Raw genomic sequence first — 15,418 nt, 5'->3', positions numbered from 1 at the left:
GGTCCGCGGCACCCGCAGCGATCCTCGATCCCGGTTCGCGTGAGGTCGTCGCGGTCGTGGGACGCACGGACCTCATGCGAATCCGAGTGTGCGTGGTCCGATGTGGGAGCGTGAACACCTCATGAGCGACGACGGGCTGTCACCGAGCGACCGACGAGCGCTCGCGTCGGTCGCCGTCCAGTTCTTCGTGAACGGCGCGCTCTTCGCGTCGTTCGTGCCACGGCTTCCCGAGATCCGCGACCGGATCGAGATCGGCAACGACGCGCTCGGACGACTCCTGGCGATCGGCGCACTCTCCGGTCTGGTCGGCAGCGCGCTCGTCGGGCGAGCGGTGGAGCGGTTCGGGACGCGCAATCTGCTGTGGGTCGCCGGGGTCTGTCTGTGCTCGTCGCTGTCGATCGTCGGTCTCGCCACGGCGCCTGCCGTCCTGGTGATCGGGCTCGCTTCGTTGGCGATCTTCGACGTGTTGGTCGACACGGCGATGAACCTGCAGGGGTCGTGGATCAGCGGCCGCCGACGAGCGCCCGTGATGAACCGGCTGCACGGACTGTGGAGCCTGGGCACGGTCGTCGGTGGCGTCGCAGCGTCACAGTTGGCGGGCGTCGGGGTGACGCTGCGGGTTCACCTCCTCGCGGTCTCCGCGATCCTGCTCGTCGTCGTGATCGTCGTCGGAGCGGGCCTGTTGAGGACCGACGAGCACGCCTCGCTCGTCGACGGACCTGCTGCGGACGGAACCGGAGCCGCCGGACCGATGGCGGGCACGCCGGGTGGGATCGGGTTGGAGCCGATCATCGCAGCGGGTGGGTCGCTGGTCGGGGCGGACCGGGCGCGACGTCGGTTCCGTGGTCCGTTGCTGGTCTTCGCGCTCGTCGGCGGCTGCTCGATCGCGATGGAACTGACCTCCAGCGACTGGGCGGCGATCCGGCTGACCGACGACTTCGGAGCGTCGGCCGGAATCGCCGGGCTCGCGTACGTGGCGTTCACGGTCGGGATGACCATCGGGCGTTTCGGAGGCGACTCGATGATCTTCCGATTCGGTCACCAGCGCGTCGCCGACATCGGCATCGTCGTCACGATCGTCGGCCTCGTCGTCGCGGCGTTCGTCCCGAATCAGTGGATCGTCGTGCTCGGCTACCTCGCGGCGGGACTCGGGATCGCCACGCAGTTCCCGAAGCTGTACGACGACGCGGCCAAGCACCCGGGGCGCCCCGGCGTGGGGCTCGGAGCCTTGACCGGCGGTTCCCGAGTGGCACTCCTCGTGACCCCGATCGCCGTGGGCACCCTGGCGACATCGCGGCTCTCGGTGGGTGCGGCGACGGCAATCCTCACGGTTCCCGCCGCCGCGGTCTTCGTCGTGGCCACACGCCGATCGGCATGAACGCCCGACCGACCGCGTCGTCGAGGTCCTGAGCGCCGGGCTGCGCCGGAGCGGCCAGAGGTCTCCTCGACTTGCCTTTCGCGTCCCGATCGAGCAAGATTGGAACACTGTTCGAATGCGGCCAGTCACCGACGTCCCGTCAGGAGCAATGATGCAGATCCACCTCGATGCCGAGAAGTGCCAGGGGCACAACCGCTGTTACGCACTCGCTCCCGAACTCTTCGACGTGGACGACTACGGCCAGGCCGTGCTCCTGGTCGAGGGCGACGTTCCTGCCGACCAGCACGACAACGCTCGCCTCGCGGCCGCCAACTGCCCCGAGTACGCCATCTCCATCACGGACTGAAGGACCATCAAATGACCGACACCGTCGACAACGACACCCTCCCCGAGGACCCGCTCGCCGCACCCGTCGGCGGCCGGTTCGGCGAACGCGAGCCGATCTTCGGTACGTCTCCCGAAGGCACCGACGTGTGGCAGCGAGTCCCGTACGACAAGGACCACTACGGCCCGGTGAGCGACTTCGCGACCGACTTCGACCACGCCGACCCCGCGTACAACCCGAACGCTCCCGAGGTGTGGAAGGAACTCCGCGAGGGTGGTTGCCCTGTGGCCCACTCGGATCGTTACGGCGGGATGTGGGTGCCGATCACCCACGACGCGGTCCATGACGTGGCGTACGACACCGACAACTTCACCAGTCGAGCGGTCGTCGTGTCCGTGGGCCGTCCCGGTGACCTGGCGATGCCCGCACCGATCGGGACCGTCCCTCCGATCTCCAGTGACCCGCCCTTCCACAACATGGCCCGTCGGATGCTGCTCCCGCCGTTCGCTCCCAAGCAGATCGAACCGTGGGAGGACGAGGTGCGCATCCTGTGTCGTCGCCTCCTCGACGACATGGGCGAGATCACGCCGGGCGAGACCGTCGTCGACGCAGCGATCCAGTACGCGCAGCACATCCCGGTCAACGTGATCGGTCGGATGCTCGGCTTCCCCGAGAAGGACGAGGACCTGTTCCGCAAGTTCGTGCACGACGCGCTCGAGCGGATCACCGAGGAACCCGGCACCCGCGAGGGCCTCGACGACCTCGGCAAGTACATCACCGACCAGATCGACGACCACCGCCAGAACCCGCGTGACGACCTCACGAGCTACCTGATGAACATGGAGATGGAGGGCGAGAAGCTGTCCGACGAGATCGTCGGCGGCTCGATCATCCTCCTGCTGATCGCCGGGATCGACACCACCTGGTCCGCCATCGGTTCCTCGCTCTGGCACCTCGCCCAGTCCCCGGACGACCGTCAGCGCCTCACCGAGGACCCCGAGGTGATGACGTTCGCGATCGAGGAGTTCCTCCGTGCGTATGCGCCGGTCACCATGGCGCGGATGGTCGCGAAGGACCACGACTTCCACGGGTGCCCGATGAAGAAGGACGACTGGGTGCTCCTTCCGTTCCCGGCCGCCAACCGCGACCCGAAGCAGTTCGAGGATCCCGACACGTTCATCATCGACCGTGAGGTCAACCGCCACGCGGCGTTCGGGCTGGGCATCCACCGGTGTCTGGGCTCGAACCTCGCACGGCTGGAGTTGAAGGTCGCGATCGAGGAGTTCATCGCTCGGTTCCCGAACTTCGAACTGGCGGGCGACACCAAGTGGTCCGTCGGCCAGATCCGCGGCCCGCGCGCCCTGCCGGTCCGCATCCTCGCCTGAACGAGCAGCATCACACGTCGCGGTGAGTCTGCGTCGTCCTGCGGACGACGGACGCTCACCGGCCCGGCCGTTTCGCCGCCAGGTACGCACGGCGGTGAGTCTGCGTCGGTCTCTGGGCCACGCAGGCTCACCGCTTGGGCGGCTGTCGTCGGCAGAGGCGGTGGGGTCGAAGGCGCGATGACGATCGCGCAAGCGCGAGGCCGGCGATCGTCGGGACGTAGCGTGAAGCGATGACAGCGGTGGAGCACTGGGCCGAGCAGCTCGAAGCGTGGGCGATCCCCCAGCACGTTCTCGATGGAGCGCCGGCATCACCGTACGCGCACGACACGGCGACGTTCGCCGTCGACGACACGCTCGATCGTACGGTGCTGTCGGCGGAGGTCGCACGAGTCGTGTTGCCGACGACCGGAGGTTCGGTGCTCGACGTCGGGTGCGGTGGCGGACGCGCGGCGATGTCGCTCGTGCCACCCGCCGAGCGCGTCATCGGAGTGGACCAGGACGCAGCGATGCTCGCGTCGTTCACCGAGGCGGCGGCCGCGGCCGGCGTGCGCTCGATGACGATCCAGGGCAACTGGCCCGACGTCGCGCTCGACGCGCCGATCGCCGACGTGGTCGTGTGCCATCACGTGGCCTACAACGTCGCCGAGATCGAGCCGTTCCTCGTCGCTCTCACCGGACGCGCCCGCCTCGCCGTGGTGGTCGTGCTCCCGACCGTGCATCCGCAATCGGCGTGGAACAACGCATGGCGCCGGTTCTGGAACATCGAGCGTCCCGACGGACCCACCTCCGACGACTTCGCCGCGGTGCTCGCCGAGATGGGCCTCGACGCCGAGCGGTGGGAGATGCCGCGACCGCCGTTGGCTCGGAATGCCGACGACCCGTCCGGCCGCGTGGCGGCGACGTTGCGTCGGTTGTGCCTCGGCGAGGATCGAGCGGACGAGGTGGCCGCATTCCTGGAGATCCACGAGCCCGAGTGGTCGAGAGTCCACTCGGTGTTCCGCTGGCCCGGCGACGCCGCCTGAACGTCGGCGGACCGACCGCTCCGGAGTTCAGAAGGTGGCGGCGAGTGCCGCGGCGCCACAGACGCAGGCGACCGTGAGCGCGGCGTAGGCGGTCCCGGCACGGAGGCCGAGCGACCTCACCTCGAGAGCGAACGACGAGAACGTTGTGAGCGCTCCGCAGAACCCGACGCCGACGACGGTCAGCGTCGATCGACGCACGTCGTTCTCGACGAGCCAGCCGAGCAGCGCCGCCCCGGCGACGTTCACGACGAGCAACCGTTGCCAGGTGCAGACCCACACCTCGGCACGGTGTCGCAGCGCCGCCCCGACTCCGGCGGCGACGGCGAACAGGACGACCGTCACGGGCGCGTCCGCATCGACTTCGTCCCGACCCGCTCGCCGAGCACCAGCGCTCCCACGCCACCTGCGATCGTGATCGCCAGGTACACGACGAGGGCGGTCGTGCGGCCGTCGTCGGCGAAGCCGTTCAACTCGATCGCGAAGGCCGACATGGTGGTGAACCCACCGAGCACGCCGGTCGCCAGCAGCGTCCAGGCGATCGAGCCCCGCTCGAACCGGGTGACCAACACGCCGAGGAGCAGACAGCCGAGCACGTTCACGGTCAGCGTCGCCCAGGGGAGACCGGACGCCCCGGCATCGGTCACCAGTTCGCCGACGAGCCACCGCGCACCGGCCCCGACGACCCCACCGGCCGCAGCAGCCAGAGTCGCCCTGCCGCCCCGCCCGGCGGGATCGGAATCGTCGATCGCCATCGTCCGTACTCTACGAACCCGGTCCGGGCACGCTGCCCGGGGCCGTCGGGGCGCTCCGATCGCCCGGGTCGTTGGCGCGTGCGGATCCCGTGCCCGGAACCACGCCGTCGACGCATCCGAACGCGATGTCTCTCGGCGTCGAACGCCCCGTCGATCGGGGCTCGACCGTCGGTACCGCGACGGACTCAGTCGTCGCGATCCGTGCCGTGGCCGTCCTTCTCGGCGAGGGACCGCAACACGCAGAACTCGTTGCCCTCCGGATCGGACATGACCACCCACGTCGTGTCGACCTGACCGATGTCGACGCGGCGCGCTCCGAGGCCTTCCAGTCGACGTACCTCGGTCTGCTGATCGACGTCCGGGCGAAGATCGAGGTGCAACCGATTCTTGGACGACTTGGCCTCGCGTGCGGGCATCAGACCGAGCCGACGGTCCGACCCGTCACGGGCGGCGAGCAGGTGTCCGCCGGAAGGACCCGTCCACACATGGTCGAGGTCCAGTGCCTCGGACCAGAACCCGGTCATCGCCCCGAGATCCACGCAGTCGATCAGGACGGGGTCGATGGTGAGCGCCATGTGCTCCATCCTCGCAGCCACCCTGCGCGGGCCGCCGGCTGGAATTCGGCGACGGCGACGCCCGTTCTCGACGATGGCGGTCAGAGGGTTCGGTCCGAACCGCGCGACACCGGCACGGGCCTCGACGTCCACGCGGCTCGAGGCTCCACGGCGCGCGACCGGCGGCCACCCGCTCGGACCGAGCAGGATGGGGAGATGACGATCGACCCCGGTGCACGACAGTTCGAGTACGCGACGTTCGTCCGGACCAGTTTTCGTGGTGCGGTCATGAGATCGTGCGACCTGAGCGGGGTGACCATGCGCAGCGTCGACGTCGGTGGGCTCGACATCGACAGTCATGACCTGTTCTTCGGCAGCCTCGTCGTCAACGGCGTCGATGTCGTGCCACTCGTCGAGGCGGAGCTGAATCGACAGTTCCCCGGCCGCGAGTTGCAGAAGGCGCAGACGCCGGAGGGGCTGCGGGACGGATGGTCGGCGGTGCAGTCAGCGTGGGAGACGACGATGACGAGCGCGCCAGCGGAGTGGTGGGACGCTCACGTCGGCGACGAGTGGTCGCTGTCGCAGACGCTGCGGCACCTGGTGCTGGCGACCGATGCCTGGCTCCGCGGTGGAATCATGGGCATGGAACAGCCGTTCCACGAGATCGGCCTGATCTTCACGGGCGCGGCGGACATGGGATTCGACGTGTCGATCTTCCGCACCGACACGCCGACGTACGACGACATCGTCGCGGTGCGAGCGGAGCGCCAGCAGATGGTGACGGACTTCCTCGCGACCGCGACGCCCGAGCTGCTCGCCGAGGAGCGCGACAATCCGTGGGGCGGCGACGACTGGCATCCCACGGTCGGGGACTGTGTGCGCGTGATCCTCGAAGAGGAGTGGGCGCACCTGCGCTACGTCCGACGGGACCTGGCGCTCCTGGCGTGAACGAGGCGTCCGGGCCCTGGTTCGCTCAGTCGAGCGCCGGGCTCGCGCCGGAATCCGGCTCGCGGTCCCGTCGTGCACGCTCGTATCCGGTCGCACCCCACGTCGCGCAGTCGATGCCGAACTCGGCTGCCATCACCGATCGCAGTCGCACCATGGAATCCAACGACAGCTTCGTCAGGTCGAGGTGCACGACCGACTCGTCGGCCGTTCGGCCCGGGGCATCGTCCTTCATCTGCAGTGCCAACCGGCCACGACGCTGACGGCCGGTCCGACGTACCTCGCGCAGGTCGATCTCCTGGGCGGGGGCCCGTCGCGACGCGTGGGAGGAGGTCAACACCGATCCGTCGAGGCGGTAGCCGACGCGCAGGGCCCGCATCGTCCACCACACGAGGAGCAGGATCGCGACCACGCAGCCGATGATCGCGAGGGGGTTCCCGACGATGATCGCAATCAGCAGGAGCGGGACGAGCGCCGAGGTGCCGAACGCCGAGAGGGCACGGGTTGCCGGGCCGATCGAACCGAAGAACCGTGCATCGTCGGTTCCGCTGGATGCTCGGCTCGCCACGGGGCCAGGCTACGGACCCCGTCGGCCGGCACCGTCCGACTTCCCCACGAATCCGCCGAGTGGTGCGTATCGTCGCTGCGTGATCTGCGTCGACGTCTCGGGCGTCCACCTCGCTCAGCCGGACAAGGTCCTGTTCGACGACCTCGACGTGACGATCTCGCGCGGCGACCGGGTGGCCGTCGTGGGCGTGAACGGCTCGGGCAAGACGACGCTGCTGCGCATCCTCACGGGCGCGTTGCAACCCGACCGCGGTGACGTCCGATTCGGTCGGGGTGCACGCATCACGATGCTCGAACAGGATCCGGTCCTGCCGGCCGGCACGGTCGAGGAGTACCTGGGTGACGGGTGGGAGATCGCCGCGGTGGCCACCTCGCTCGGTGTCCAGCCCCTCTTCGGGCGTCGCACCGACGAACTGTCGGGTGGGCAGGCCAAACGCGTCGCCTTGGCGAAGATGCTGGTCGACAACTCGGGGTCGGGCGACGCCGAGAACGCGCACGACATGATCGTGCTCGACGAGCCGACCAACCACCTCGACCTCGAAGCGATCGAGTGGCTCGAGGCCCGTCTCGTGTCGATGTCGGCGGCTCTCGTGCTCGTCACCCACGACCGCCATGCGCTCGACCGACTCACCAGCCAGGTCGGGCCGAGCAAGATCGTCGAACTCGACCACGGCCGGTCGTTCGTCCATCAGGCGGCCACCGGTTCGAGTGCGTACGCCACCTACCTCGACGCTCGCGCCGAGCGCATCGAACGCGAAGAGCAGGAGGAGTCGACTCGCAAGATCCTCGCCCGCAAGGAACTCGCGTGGCTGCGCCGCGGCGCTCCCGCCCGCACCGCCAAGCCGAAGGCACGTCTGCGCACGGCGAACGAGATCGTCGCCGGCGGACCTCGTGACCTCGGTGTGCGTGCCAACGACCTCGAACTGGGTGCCGGCGTCACCCGCCTGGGCAACCAGGTCGTCGAACTCATCGACGTCGGTCAGCGGTTCGAGAACCCGGGCAGTGAGCCGACGACGATCTTCCACGGCGTCGACCTCGTGATCGAACCGGGGGCCCGCCTCGCCGTCGTCGGACCGAACGGTTCCGGCAAGACCACTCTCCTCGACATCATCGCCGGGCGACGCGCTCCGGCTCTCGGGGAGATCCGCACCGGCAAGACGGTCGTGGTCGGCTATGCCGATCAGCACTCCGCGTCGCTCGACCCCGACATGACGGTGCGCAAGATGGTCGCCGGGCCGCTGCGTGAGCCCGACCACGAGGACAAGGCGCTGCTCGAGAAGTTCTGGTTCGACGCGACGGCGCAGTACGCGCCGGTGCGGATGCTGTCGGGTGGTGAGAAGCGGCGTCTGCAACTCGTGATGGTGCTCGCCCGCAAGCCGAACCTGCTACTCCTCGACGAGCCGACGAACGACCTCGATCTCGACACCCTCCGGTCGATGGAGGAGTTCCTCGACGACTGGCCCGGTGCGCTCGTCGTCGCGAGCCACGACCGCGCGTTCCTCGATCGGGTCGCCGACCACGTGCTGGCGATCGAACCGGGCGGGTCGATGCGACGCGTCCCCGGTGGCGTGCGCGGCTGGCTCGACGAACGTGCCACCAGCGGCGGTGCAGCGCGATCCGGTGCGGCGCGCTCGGGCGTGCCGTCGGTCGCGAAGGCGAAGAAGTCGGCGTCGTCGTCGGGGAAGCCGAAGGCGTCGCGGACGGGCCCGAGCGCCTCGACGATCGGTCGCCGGCTCCGTGAGACCGAGCAGGCGATGGTGAAGGCGCAGAAGCGCGTCGACGCACTGAACGACGAGCTCGCATCCACGACCGATCATTCGGTGCTCGCGGAACGGGGCGCGTCGCTCGCCGAGGCGCAGATCGAACTCGACCGGTTGGAAGCGGCCTGGCTCGAACTGGCCGAACAGTCCGAGGCCTGATCCCGCCGTCGGGTGTCCGATCGATCTGCGTCGCGCATCGAGGCGGGGTCCGGATCGTGCCCGTCGGTGAGAGACGCCGCACACCGTGGGTCGCTACGTTTCCGGTCATGCATCGTCATCACGCCATCGCGATGTCCGTCCTCCTGCTCGGCGCCGCGGCATGCAGCGCGAGCGGTTCGGCATCAGATGGAGATCCCGCGTCTGCGGGGTCCGAGGTGCGGGGCGCGGTTCCGTCCGAGTCCAGCGACTCCTGGCAGTCGGCCGACGGATCGAGCGACGGCTTCTGCACTGCGATCTCGGCGATCCAGTCGGCGGACTTCGAACTCGAGGAGACGTTCGGGAACGAAGCACGCCAGTTGTTCGACGACGTGCAGTCGTCGGCGCCTCGCGAGATCGCGGACGACGTCGGCACCGTCGTGGCTGCTCTGGACGCGATCGCGGAACTCGGTGTGTCGACCGAGGAGGACGATCCCGTCGCGATCGACGCCGCGGTCGAGATCCTGCTCGACCCCGATTTCACCGAAGCGAACGAGAACCTCGCTGCCTACACGTCGGAGGCATGCGGGATCGATCTCGGTGAGGGTGACGACGTCGACTTCGACGATCTGGGCGGACTCGACGACGTCGACGCTGGGGACGAGTCGGACGTCGACTCGGACGGACCCGAAGCCCCGGACGACGACGAACCCTTCGACCCGAGCGTGATCAGCATCGAAGGTCTCCAGATGTTCTTCGAGGCCGACCCGTCGACGGCCGACCTCCTCGACGACGTCGTGATCTACAACGTGATCGCTGAACGCAACATCGACCTGCGGGGGTCGAGTGTCGACGAGGCGGCGGAGCAGATCTGTCGGATCGCTCTCGAGTACGCACTGGAGTTGGAGCCCGACGCCACCGTGCGAGTCGCCGACGTGGAGGTGGCCGAGACGTCGGAAGTGGTCGCCGAGTTCGTCGGTGACGGATCCACCGACGGATGCGCACCCGTCTGACGCAACACCCCCGCCACACCACTGACCCGACGGGTGTGGGGTGTGGGGTGGGGGGTGTGGGGTGGGGGGTGTGGAGTGGGTCAGACCCCTGCCACACCATTCGTGACGTGTGCGGGCCGAACCCGACGCTCGATCGTCCGGGCGGAGTCGGATCGACGGCATTCGTGACCAATCGCTCAACTCGTCCTGCGCTCCGACCGAAGACTTGTACGTGAGTCAGTTGGAGTCCGGCAGCATCCTGATCAACCCTCGAGGTCGAGTGCGCATCGTTCGCAGCCGCACGTCGGCGGATGACGGCTGGAACTGCACCGACGGTGCACCGATCCTCGACGTCGAGGCCGACGACCGAACCCTGTGGACCCCGTACACGCCGGACCAGCTCGCGACCGCCCTCGAGGTCGCGATGCAGGTCGGAGCCCTCTCCTCCGAGCCGCTGATGGCCGGCGGAATCCGCACCTGGGACGCCTGCTCGGGCCGTCCGTGCGTCCTGCCGAAGCTCGCCGGCGTCGTGCGCGAGTGCTCCGCTTCGCTCAGCAACGCCTGACGGATCACCACGTCTCACCGACGGACGGCGCCGGTTCTCCGGGCGTCGTCGAGGCGGTGTCGCCCAGGGCGTAACGTCCTGGCCGTGACCACTGCGGTCGTGCTCTCCGGCGGTGCCAACCTCGGTGCCGTACACGTGGGGATGCTCCACGCACTGATCGACGAAGGCGTGCGCCCCGATCTGATCGTGGGCACCTCGGTGGGTGCGCTCAACGGGTTGTTCATGGCGAGTCGATGGGACCGCGCCGGTGTCGACGGGCTCGATGTGCTGTGGGGCGCCATGCGCCGCTCGACGGTCTTCCCGACGCGCTTCGTCGGCGGGCTGCTCGGGTTCATCGGCCGGCGCGATCACCTGGTGCCGCCCGACGGACTTCGTGGCTTGGTCGAGATGCACGCCGGTTTCGGGCGATTGGAGGATGCGCCGATTCCGTTGCACGTGGTGGCGACCGACCTGCTCACCGGCGTGGACCGCAGGTTCTCGTCGGGTCCCGCGGTGGACGCGGTCATGGCGAGCGCGGCGATCCCTGCGGTGTTCCCGCCCGTCGTGATCGGCGGAGTGCCCTACATCGACGGAGGCGTCGTCAACAACACACCGATCTCCCACGCGGTCGACCTCGGTGCCGACGAGATCTGGGTCTTGCCGGCGGGCACCGCGTGCGGGCTCGCCGCGGCGCCGTCGAGCACGCTCGGCATCGCGCTCCACGCCGTCACGGTGCTGATCAACCGACGGCTGCAGCGCGACATCGAGATCTTCCAGGACCGCTGCACGATGCACGTGCTGCCTCCGCTCTGTCCGGTGGCCGTCGGCCCCAGCGATTTCGGTCGTGCTCGGGAACTGATCGACCGGTCGTACCTGTCGTCCACCGACTGGATCCGATCGCCTCGTGCCGAATCGGGTGACCTCGCCGGCCTGCTCACGCATCCGCACGACCGCTGACCACCGCGCCGCCCGCACGCAGACCGACCATCCGGTCCGTCGTCCCGGAGTCCGCTCGCCCCGTTCCGTTCGTCGTCGGCTCAGTGCGGGTGGGCGTCGGCACCACCGAGCGCTCGAACGGCATCGGGGACGACGACGTCGTCGGCCAGGTCGGCGGCCGGGCAGGGTGTGCCCCACGTCGTCGTGAGTGGGACCACGCCCGCCCAGTGAGGACCGTCCATGTCGACGTCGTCGTCGATGGGGTCACCGTCGCGCACCTTGGCGGATGCTTCGGCGAGCGGCACACGCAACACGAGCGTCTTCTTCAGGTCCGACGCGGACGGTGGGCGAGCGGTGTCCCAGATCGGCGCGACGTGATCGTTGATGACGCGCAGCGCGACGGCCTTCTCGTCGGGGTCGTCGATCGCCGTGGCCACGCCGCGCACCACGACCGACCGGTAGTTCATCGAGTTGTGGAAAGGACTGCGTGCCACGACCAGACCGTCGACGATCGTGACCGTCAGGCACACGTCGAGCGAACGGCCCGCCCGCAACATCGCGTTCGCGAGCGCCCCGTGGACCAGGATCTCGCCGTCCCCGATGCCCGTCTCACCGGCTCGCACGCCGTAGGCCATCGGCAGCACGATCGGTCCGTCATCGGTGGTGACGCCGACGTGTGCGATGACTCCGGCGTCGAGGATCGCCCGGACCCGATCGCGCTCGTAGACGGCGCGGTTCGCCCCTCGCCGCAGCGTGGTTCGAGGAGATGCGGGTGCTACTTCGGTCACGTTCGGCAAGGTAGTCCTCTCCGGTGTCGGCACCGGCGTGGGTTGATGCGACCGGGCCGGTGCGGAGTCGCACGGCGCGTGCGAACACGTCGCGTCGAGCGGGTGCCGGCATGGCACGGTGGGCGCGATGGATCGCGTACGAGCCGACCTCGCCCGGTACTACGAGCACGAGGCAGCCAACCGTCTCCGCGGCCGCCCGAGTGGCTTCCGACTGGGTTTGCTCGACCGTTTCACCGAGATGATCGTCGCCGAAGGTCGCCGGTCCGTGCTCGACGTCGGTGCGGGCCCGGCGACCGATGCGTCTGCGTTCCTCGATGCGGGGATCGTCTACACCGGCGTGGATCTCGCCGTTGCGAACGGCGCGCTCGCGGGCGAAGCGGGAGCCGACGTGATCGCCGCCTCGATGTTCGACCTGCCGTTCCGGGACGAGACGTTCTCCGCCGGATGGTCGATGAGCACCCTGATGCACGTGCCGACCGACCAGGTCGCGGTCACGATGCGCTCGATCTGTCGGGTCCTGATGCGGGGTGCGCCGCTGATGATCGGTCAGTGGGGTGGGAGGCTCGGCGACATCGATTCGGATCACACGGTTCCAGGCCTGCCGCGCCTGTTCGCTCTGCGCACCGCAGCCCACAACCGTGCGTTGTTGGCAGCTCACGGCACGATCGAGCGGTGGGAGGTCCGCGACGCAGGTCCGGACGGATGGGAATACCACGTCGCGGTCGTGCGCCTGGCGAGCTGACGGCCTCGTCCGACGCAGCGGCCCGAATCGGTGGCACAGCGGTGCGGCGGAGTCGCTCGACCGTTCTCGTCCGGACCGGAGAATCTCTGCGGTACCCCCTCCCTAGAGTGGGCATCGCCATGACCGATGAGGAACTGTTCGCCGACGTCCCCCACCCGGCCGAGTCGTCGGCAGCGCCACCGCCCTCGAGCGACGAACTCGACCACGCCGCCTCGGCGCACGAGGCCGCGCAGCCACGGGTGAAGGGTCCGTCGCCGTTCACCGAGGGGTTGAACCCCGATCAGCTCGACGCGGTCGTCCACGCCGACGGACCGCTGCTCGTGGTGGCAGGTGCAGGATCGGGCAAGACGCGGGTGCTCACGCACCGGATCGCCCACCTCGTGCACACCGGCGTCCACCCCTCGAAGATCCTCGCCATCACCTTCACGAACAAGGCCGCGAAGGAGATGCGCGAGCGGGTGTACGAGTTGATCGGCCCGATCGTGAAGACGATGTGGGTGTCCACGTTCCACTCGGCGTGCGTGCGCATCCTGCGGGCGAACGGCGAGGCCATCGGCTACCCGCGCCAGTTCTCCATCTACGACTCCGCCGACTCGAACCGACTCGTGTCGTACGTGATCCGTGACCTCGGGCTCGACTCGAAGCGGTTCACCCCGCGCGCGGTGCAGGGGATCATCTCGCTCAAGAAGAACGAGTTGATCACTCCCGAGACGATGCTGCAGCAGGCCGAGAACATCTTCGACCGCAAGCACGCCGAGGTGTACGCCGAGTACCAGGCCCGCCTGCTCAAGGCGGGTGCAATGGACTTCGACGACCTGCTGATCAACGTCGTGCGTCTGTTCCAGGAGCACGGCAACATCCTCGAGCACTACCGCGAACGGTTCACGAACATCCTCGTCGACGAGTACCAGGACACGAACCAGGCGCAGAACGAGATCGTGCTGCTGCTCGCCGGTGGGCACCACAACGTGTGCGTCGTCGGCGACACCGACCAGTCGGTCTACAGATTCCGCGGCGCCGACTTCCGCAACATCCTGCAGTTCGAGGAGGCGTTCCCCGACGTCACGACGGTCGTCCTCGACCAGAACTACCGCAGCACCCAGAACATCCTCGATGCCGCGAACGCCGTCATCGACAACAACACCGAACGCAAGCCGAAGGCCCTGTGGACCGACCTGGGCAGTGGTGAGATCATCACCCGGTACCACGCCGAGGACGAAGGCGACGAGGCCACGTTCATCGCGTCGACCGCCCGGCAGGTCGCCGAGGACAACGGCACCAACTGGCGAGACATCGCCGTGCTCTATCGCACCAACGCGCAGAGCCGCGTGCTCGAAGAGGCGTTCATGCGTGTCGGCGTGCCCTACAAGGTCGTGGGTGGAACTCGCTTCTACGATCGTCGCGAGGTGAAGGACGCGATGGCGTACCTGCGCACGGTGGTCAACCCGGCCGACGAGGTGTCGCTCAAGCGGATCCTCAACACACCCAAGCGTGGCATCGGTGACGCGAGTGTGGACAAGCTCGACGCCTTCGCTCGGGCCGAGGCGATCCCCTTCGTGGAGGCGCTGCGCCGTTGCGAGGAGGCCGGGGTGTCGGGCAAGGCGCTCCGTGGCATCGGCCAGTTCGTCGAACTGCTCGACGGGCTCTACGCAACGGCGGCCGACCCGTCGTACGGTCCCGGCGACGTGCTGCAACTCGCGCTCGAGGGCTCGGGGTACATCGCCGAACTCGAAGCGTCCGACACGATCGAGGACCACACCCGCATCGAGAACCTCGGCGAACTGGTCGGGTCGGCGCGCGAGTTCACCGTGATCGAGGAGTTCATGGAGCAGGTGGCGCTCGTCGCCGACACCGATCAGTTGGACGACGACAACCAGGTCGTGCTGATGACGCTGCACTCCGCCAAGGGTCTGGAGTTCCCGACCGTCTTCCTCGCCGGGGTGGAGGAAGGCGTGTTCCCCCACATCCGTGCGCTCACCGAGCCGGTCGAGATGGAGGAGGAGCGGCGTCTGGCCTACGTGGGGATCACCCGTGCGATGCAGAAGCTCTACATGAGCCATGCGTGGAGCCGTCAGCTGTTCGGGTCCACGCAGTACAACCCGCCGTCGCGCTTCTTCGACGAGATCCCGACCGAACTGATCGAGTCGAAGGGCAACGTCACGGGCCGGTCGTCGTACGGACGCCAGAGCTACCGCTCGGGCGGGCGCGAGGAACGCGGCTCGGCGTACCGGTACGACCCACCGCCGTATCGGCGCGCCAGGTCCGACGACGAGACGGGCGGCATCGACATCAACGCCGACATCAAAGACGTCGACGACGCCCACAAGAACCGGGTCGTCGACGCGGCGATGCGCGCCGGACGCACGGTGTCCGAGCCGTCGAACAGCCAGGACCTCGGGCTCGGCGTGGGCGACAAGGTCGAGCATCCGGCGTTCGGGGCCGGCACGATCATCGCGGTCGACGGTGAGGGCGAGCGGACCGAAGCGGTCATCAACTTCTCCGGCGGTGTCGGCCTCAAGCACCTGTCGCTGGCGTGGGCACCGCTGAAGAAAGTCGACGCGATGCCAAAAATCGGTACAGAATGATACCAGAG

General features: G+C 68.5%; 16 protein-coding genes. 11 read left to right on the top strand and 5 right to left on the bottom strand.

Annotated features, from left to right (window positions below; genetic code table 11):
* Positions 1-121: 121 nt before the first annotated feature.
* From ABJK40_RS15330 to ABJK40_RS15315, 4 genes are all read left to right on the top strand, one after another.
* Positions 122-1,378 carry an MFS transporter gene (locus ABJK40_RS15330; protein ID WP_348480891.1) on the top strand — a complete coding sequence of 419 codons (1,257 nt, stop codon included), beginning with the start codon at positions 122-124 and terminating at the stop codon, positions 1,376-1,378.
* A 115-nt stretch (positions 1,379-1,493) separates the two neighbouring features.
* Positions 1,494-1,724 carry a ferredoxin gene (locus tag ABJK40_RS15325; protein ID WP_348480892.1) on the top strand — a complete coding sequence of 77 codons (231 nt, stop codon included), beginning with the start codon at positions 1,494-1,496 and terminating at the stop codon, positions 1,722-1,724.
* Positions 1,725-1,735: 11 nt separating this feature from the next.
* Positions 1,736-3,088, top strand: a complete 1,353-nt coding sequence (locus ABJK40_RS15320; protein WP_348480893.1) for a cytochrome P450 — start codon at positions 1,736-1,738, stop codon at positions 3,086-3,088.
* Between the two features lie 230 nt (positions 3,089-3,318).
* Positions 3,319-4,110 (top strand): methyltransferase domain-containing protein, encoded by a 792-nt coding sequence (locus tag ABJK40_RS15315; RefSeq protein WP_348480894.1) that lies wholly within the window; start codon positions 3,319-3,321, stop codon positions 4,108-4,110.
* A 27-nt stretch (positions 4,111-4,137) separates the two neighbouring features.
* On the opposite strand, the gene ABJK40_RS15310 is transcribed toward ABJK40_RS15315, so the two are convergent.
* The 3 genes from ABJK40_RS15310 to ABJK40_RS15300 form a co-directional block, all read right to left on the bottom strand.
* Positions 4,138-4,452, bottom strand: a complete 315-nt coding sequence (locus tag ABJK40_RS15310; protein WP_348480895.1) for a CrcB family protein — start codon at positions 4,450-4,452, stop codon at positions 4,138-4,140.
* Positions 4,449-4,862 carry a CrcB family protein gene (locus tag ABJK40_RS15305; RefSeq protein ID WP_348480896.1) on the bottom strand — a complete coding sequence of 138 codons (414 nt, stop codon included), beginning with the start codon at positions 4,860-4,862 and terminating at the stop codon, positions 4,449-4,451. The genes ABJK40_RS15310 and ABJK40_RS15305 overlap by 4 nt, the downstream gene beginning before the upstream one ends.
* A 185-nt stretch (positions 4,863-5,047) precedes the next feature.
* Complete coding sequence (locus tag ABJK40_RS15300) at positions 5,048-5,437, bottom strand: VOC family protein (protein ID WP_348480897.1); 390 nt, start codon at positions 5,435-5,437, stop codon at positions 5,048-5,050.
* A 195-nt stretch (positions 5,438-5,632) separates the two neighbouring features.
* Here ABJK40_RS15300 and ABJK40_RS15295 point away from each other — a divergent pair, with 195 nt between their 5' ends.
* Positions 5,633-6,364: a DinB family protein gene (locus ABJK40_RS15295; RefSeq protein WP_348480898.1), complete on the top strand. Its 732-nt coding sequence runs from the start codon at positions 5,633-5,635 to the stop codon at positions 6,362-6,364.
* Positions 6,365-6,389: 25 nt separating this feature from the next.
* Here ABJK40_RS15295 and ABJK40_RS15290 read toward each other — a convergent pair whose 3' ends face one another.
* Positions 6,390-6,929 (bottom strand): hypothetical protein, encoded by a 540-nt coding sequence (locus ABJK40_RS15290; protein ID WP_348480899.1) that lies wholly within the window; start codon positions 6,927-6,929, stop codon positions 6,390-6,392.
* 79 nt (positions 6,930-7,008) lie between these two features.
* Here ABJK40_RS15290 and ABJK40_RS15285 point away from each other — a divergent pair, with 79 nt between their 5' ends.
* The 4 genes from ABJK40_RS15285 (at position 7,009) to ABJK40_RS15270 (ending at position 11,316) form a co-directional block, all read left to right on the top strand.
* Positions 7,009-8,847 (top strand): ABC-F family ATP-binding cassette domain-containing protein, encoded by a 1,839-nt coding sequence (locus ABJK40_RS15285; RefSeq protein ID WP_348480900.1) that lies wholly within the window; start codon positions 7,009-7,011, stop codon positions 8,845-8,847.
* A gap of 107 nt (positions 8,848-8,954) precedes the next feature.
* Positions 8,955-9,836, top strand: coding sequence for a hypothetical protein (locus tag ABJK40_RS15280; protein ID WP_348480901.1), 882 nt, complete (start codon positions 8,955-8,957; stop codon positions 9,834-9,836).
* A gap of 211 nt (positions 9,837-10,047) precedes the next feature.
* Positions 10,048-10,380, top strand: coding sequence for a hypothetical protein (locus ABJK40_RS15275; protein WP_348480902.1), 333 nt, complete (start codon positions 10,048-10,050; stop codon positions 10,378-10,380).
* 84 nt (positions 10,381-10,464) lie between these two features.
* The gene (locus tag ABJK40_RS15270; protein WP_348480903.1) at positions 10,465-11,316 is read left to right on the top strand and encodes a patatin-like phospholipase family protein; all 852 of its coding nucleotides are present in this window, start codon (positions 10,465-10,467) and stop codon (positions 11,314-11,316) included.
* An 80-nt stretch (positions 11,317-11,396) separates the two neighbouring features.
* On the opposite strand, the gene ABJK40_RS15265 is transcribed toward ABJK40_RS15270, so the two are convergent.
* Positions 11,397-12,083, bottom strand: coding sequence for a pyridoxamine 5'-phosphate oxidase family protein (locus ABJK40_RS15265; protein ID WP_348480904.1), 687 nt, complete (start codon positions 12,081-12,083; stop codon positions 11,397-11,399).
* Positions 12,084-12,210: 127 nt separating this feature from the next.
* Here ABJK40_RS15265 and ABJK40_RS15260 point away from each other — a divergent pair, with 127 nt between their 5' ends.
* Complete coding sequence (locus tag ABJK40_RS15260) at positions 12,211-12,825, top strand: class I SAM-dependent methyltransferase (RefSeq protein WP_348480905.1); 615 nt, start codon at positions 12,211-12,213, stop codon at positions 12,823-12,825.
* Between the two features lie 119 nt (positions 12,826-12,944).
* Positions 12,945-15,410, top strand: a complete 2,466-nt coding sequence (gene pcrA, locus ABJK40_RS15255) for a DNA helicase PcrA (protein WP_348510337.1) — start codon at positions 12,945-12,947, stop codon at positions 15,408-15,410.
* Positions 15,411-15,418: the final 8 nt, after the last annotated feature.

It is taken from the genome of Ilumatobacter sp., assembly GCF_039969435.1.
Taxonomy (GTDB): Bacteria; Actinomycetota; Acidimicrobiia; order Acidimicrobiales; family Ilumatobacteraceae; genus Ilumatobacter_A.
Note: the sequence above shows the minus strand (reverse complement) of the source record. Positions and strands in the feature narration are given on the sequence as shown.

What these genes read in the sequence shown, in the direction of transcription:
- ABJK40_RS15330 (WP_348480891.1), top strand. Translation starts at nt 122, where the DNA reads ATGAGCGACGACGGGCTGTCACCGAGCGACCGACGAGCGCTCGCGTCG.
- ABJK40_RS15325 (WP_348480892.1), top strand. Translation starts at nt 1,494, where the DNA reads ATGCGGCCAGTCACCGACGTCCCGTCAGGAGCAATGATGCAGATCCAC.
- ABJK40_RS15320 (WP_348480893.1), top strand. Translation starts at nt 1,736, where the DNA reads ATGACCGACACCGTCGACAACGACACCCTCCCCGAGGACCCGCTCGCC.
- ABJK40_RS15315 (WP_348480894.1), top strand. Translation starts at nt 3,319, where the DNA reads ATGACAGCGGTGGAGCACTGGGCCGAGCAGCTCGAAGCGTGGGCGATC.
- ABJK40_RS15305 (WP_348480896.1), bottom strand. Translation starts at nt 4,862, where the DNA reads ATGGCGATCGACGATTCCGATCCCGCCGGGCGGGGCGGCAGGGCGACT.
- ABJK40_RS15300 (WP_348480897.1), bottom strand. Translation starts at nt 5,437, where the DNA reads ATGGCGCTCACCATCGACCCCGTCCTGATCGACTGCGTGGATCTCGGG.
- ABJK40_RS15295 (WP_348480898.1), top strand. Translation starts at nt 5,633, where the DNA reads ATGACGATCGACCCCGGTGCACGACAGTTCGAGTACGCGACGTTCGTC.
- ABJK40_RS15280 (WP_348480901.1), top strand. Translation starts at nt 8,955, where the DNA reads ATGCATCGTCATCACGCCATCGCGATGTCCGTCCTCCTGCTCGGCGCC.
- ABJK40_RS15260 (WP_348480905.1), top strand. Translation starts at nt 12,211, where the DNA reads ATGGATCGCGTACGAGCCGACCTCGCCCGGTACTACGAGCACGAGGCA.
- pcrA (WP_348510337.1), top strand. Translation starts at nt 12,945, where the DNA reads ATGACCGATGAGGAACTGTTCGCCGACGTCCCCCACCCGGCCGAGTCG.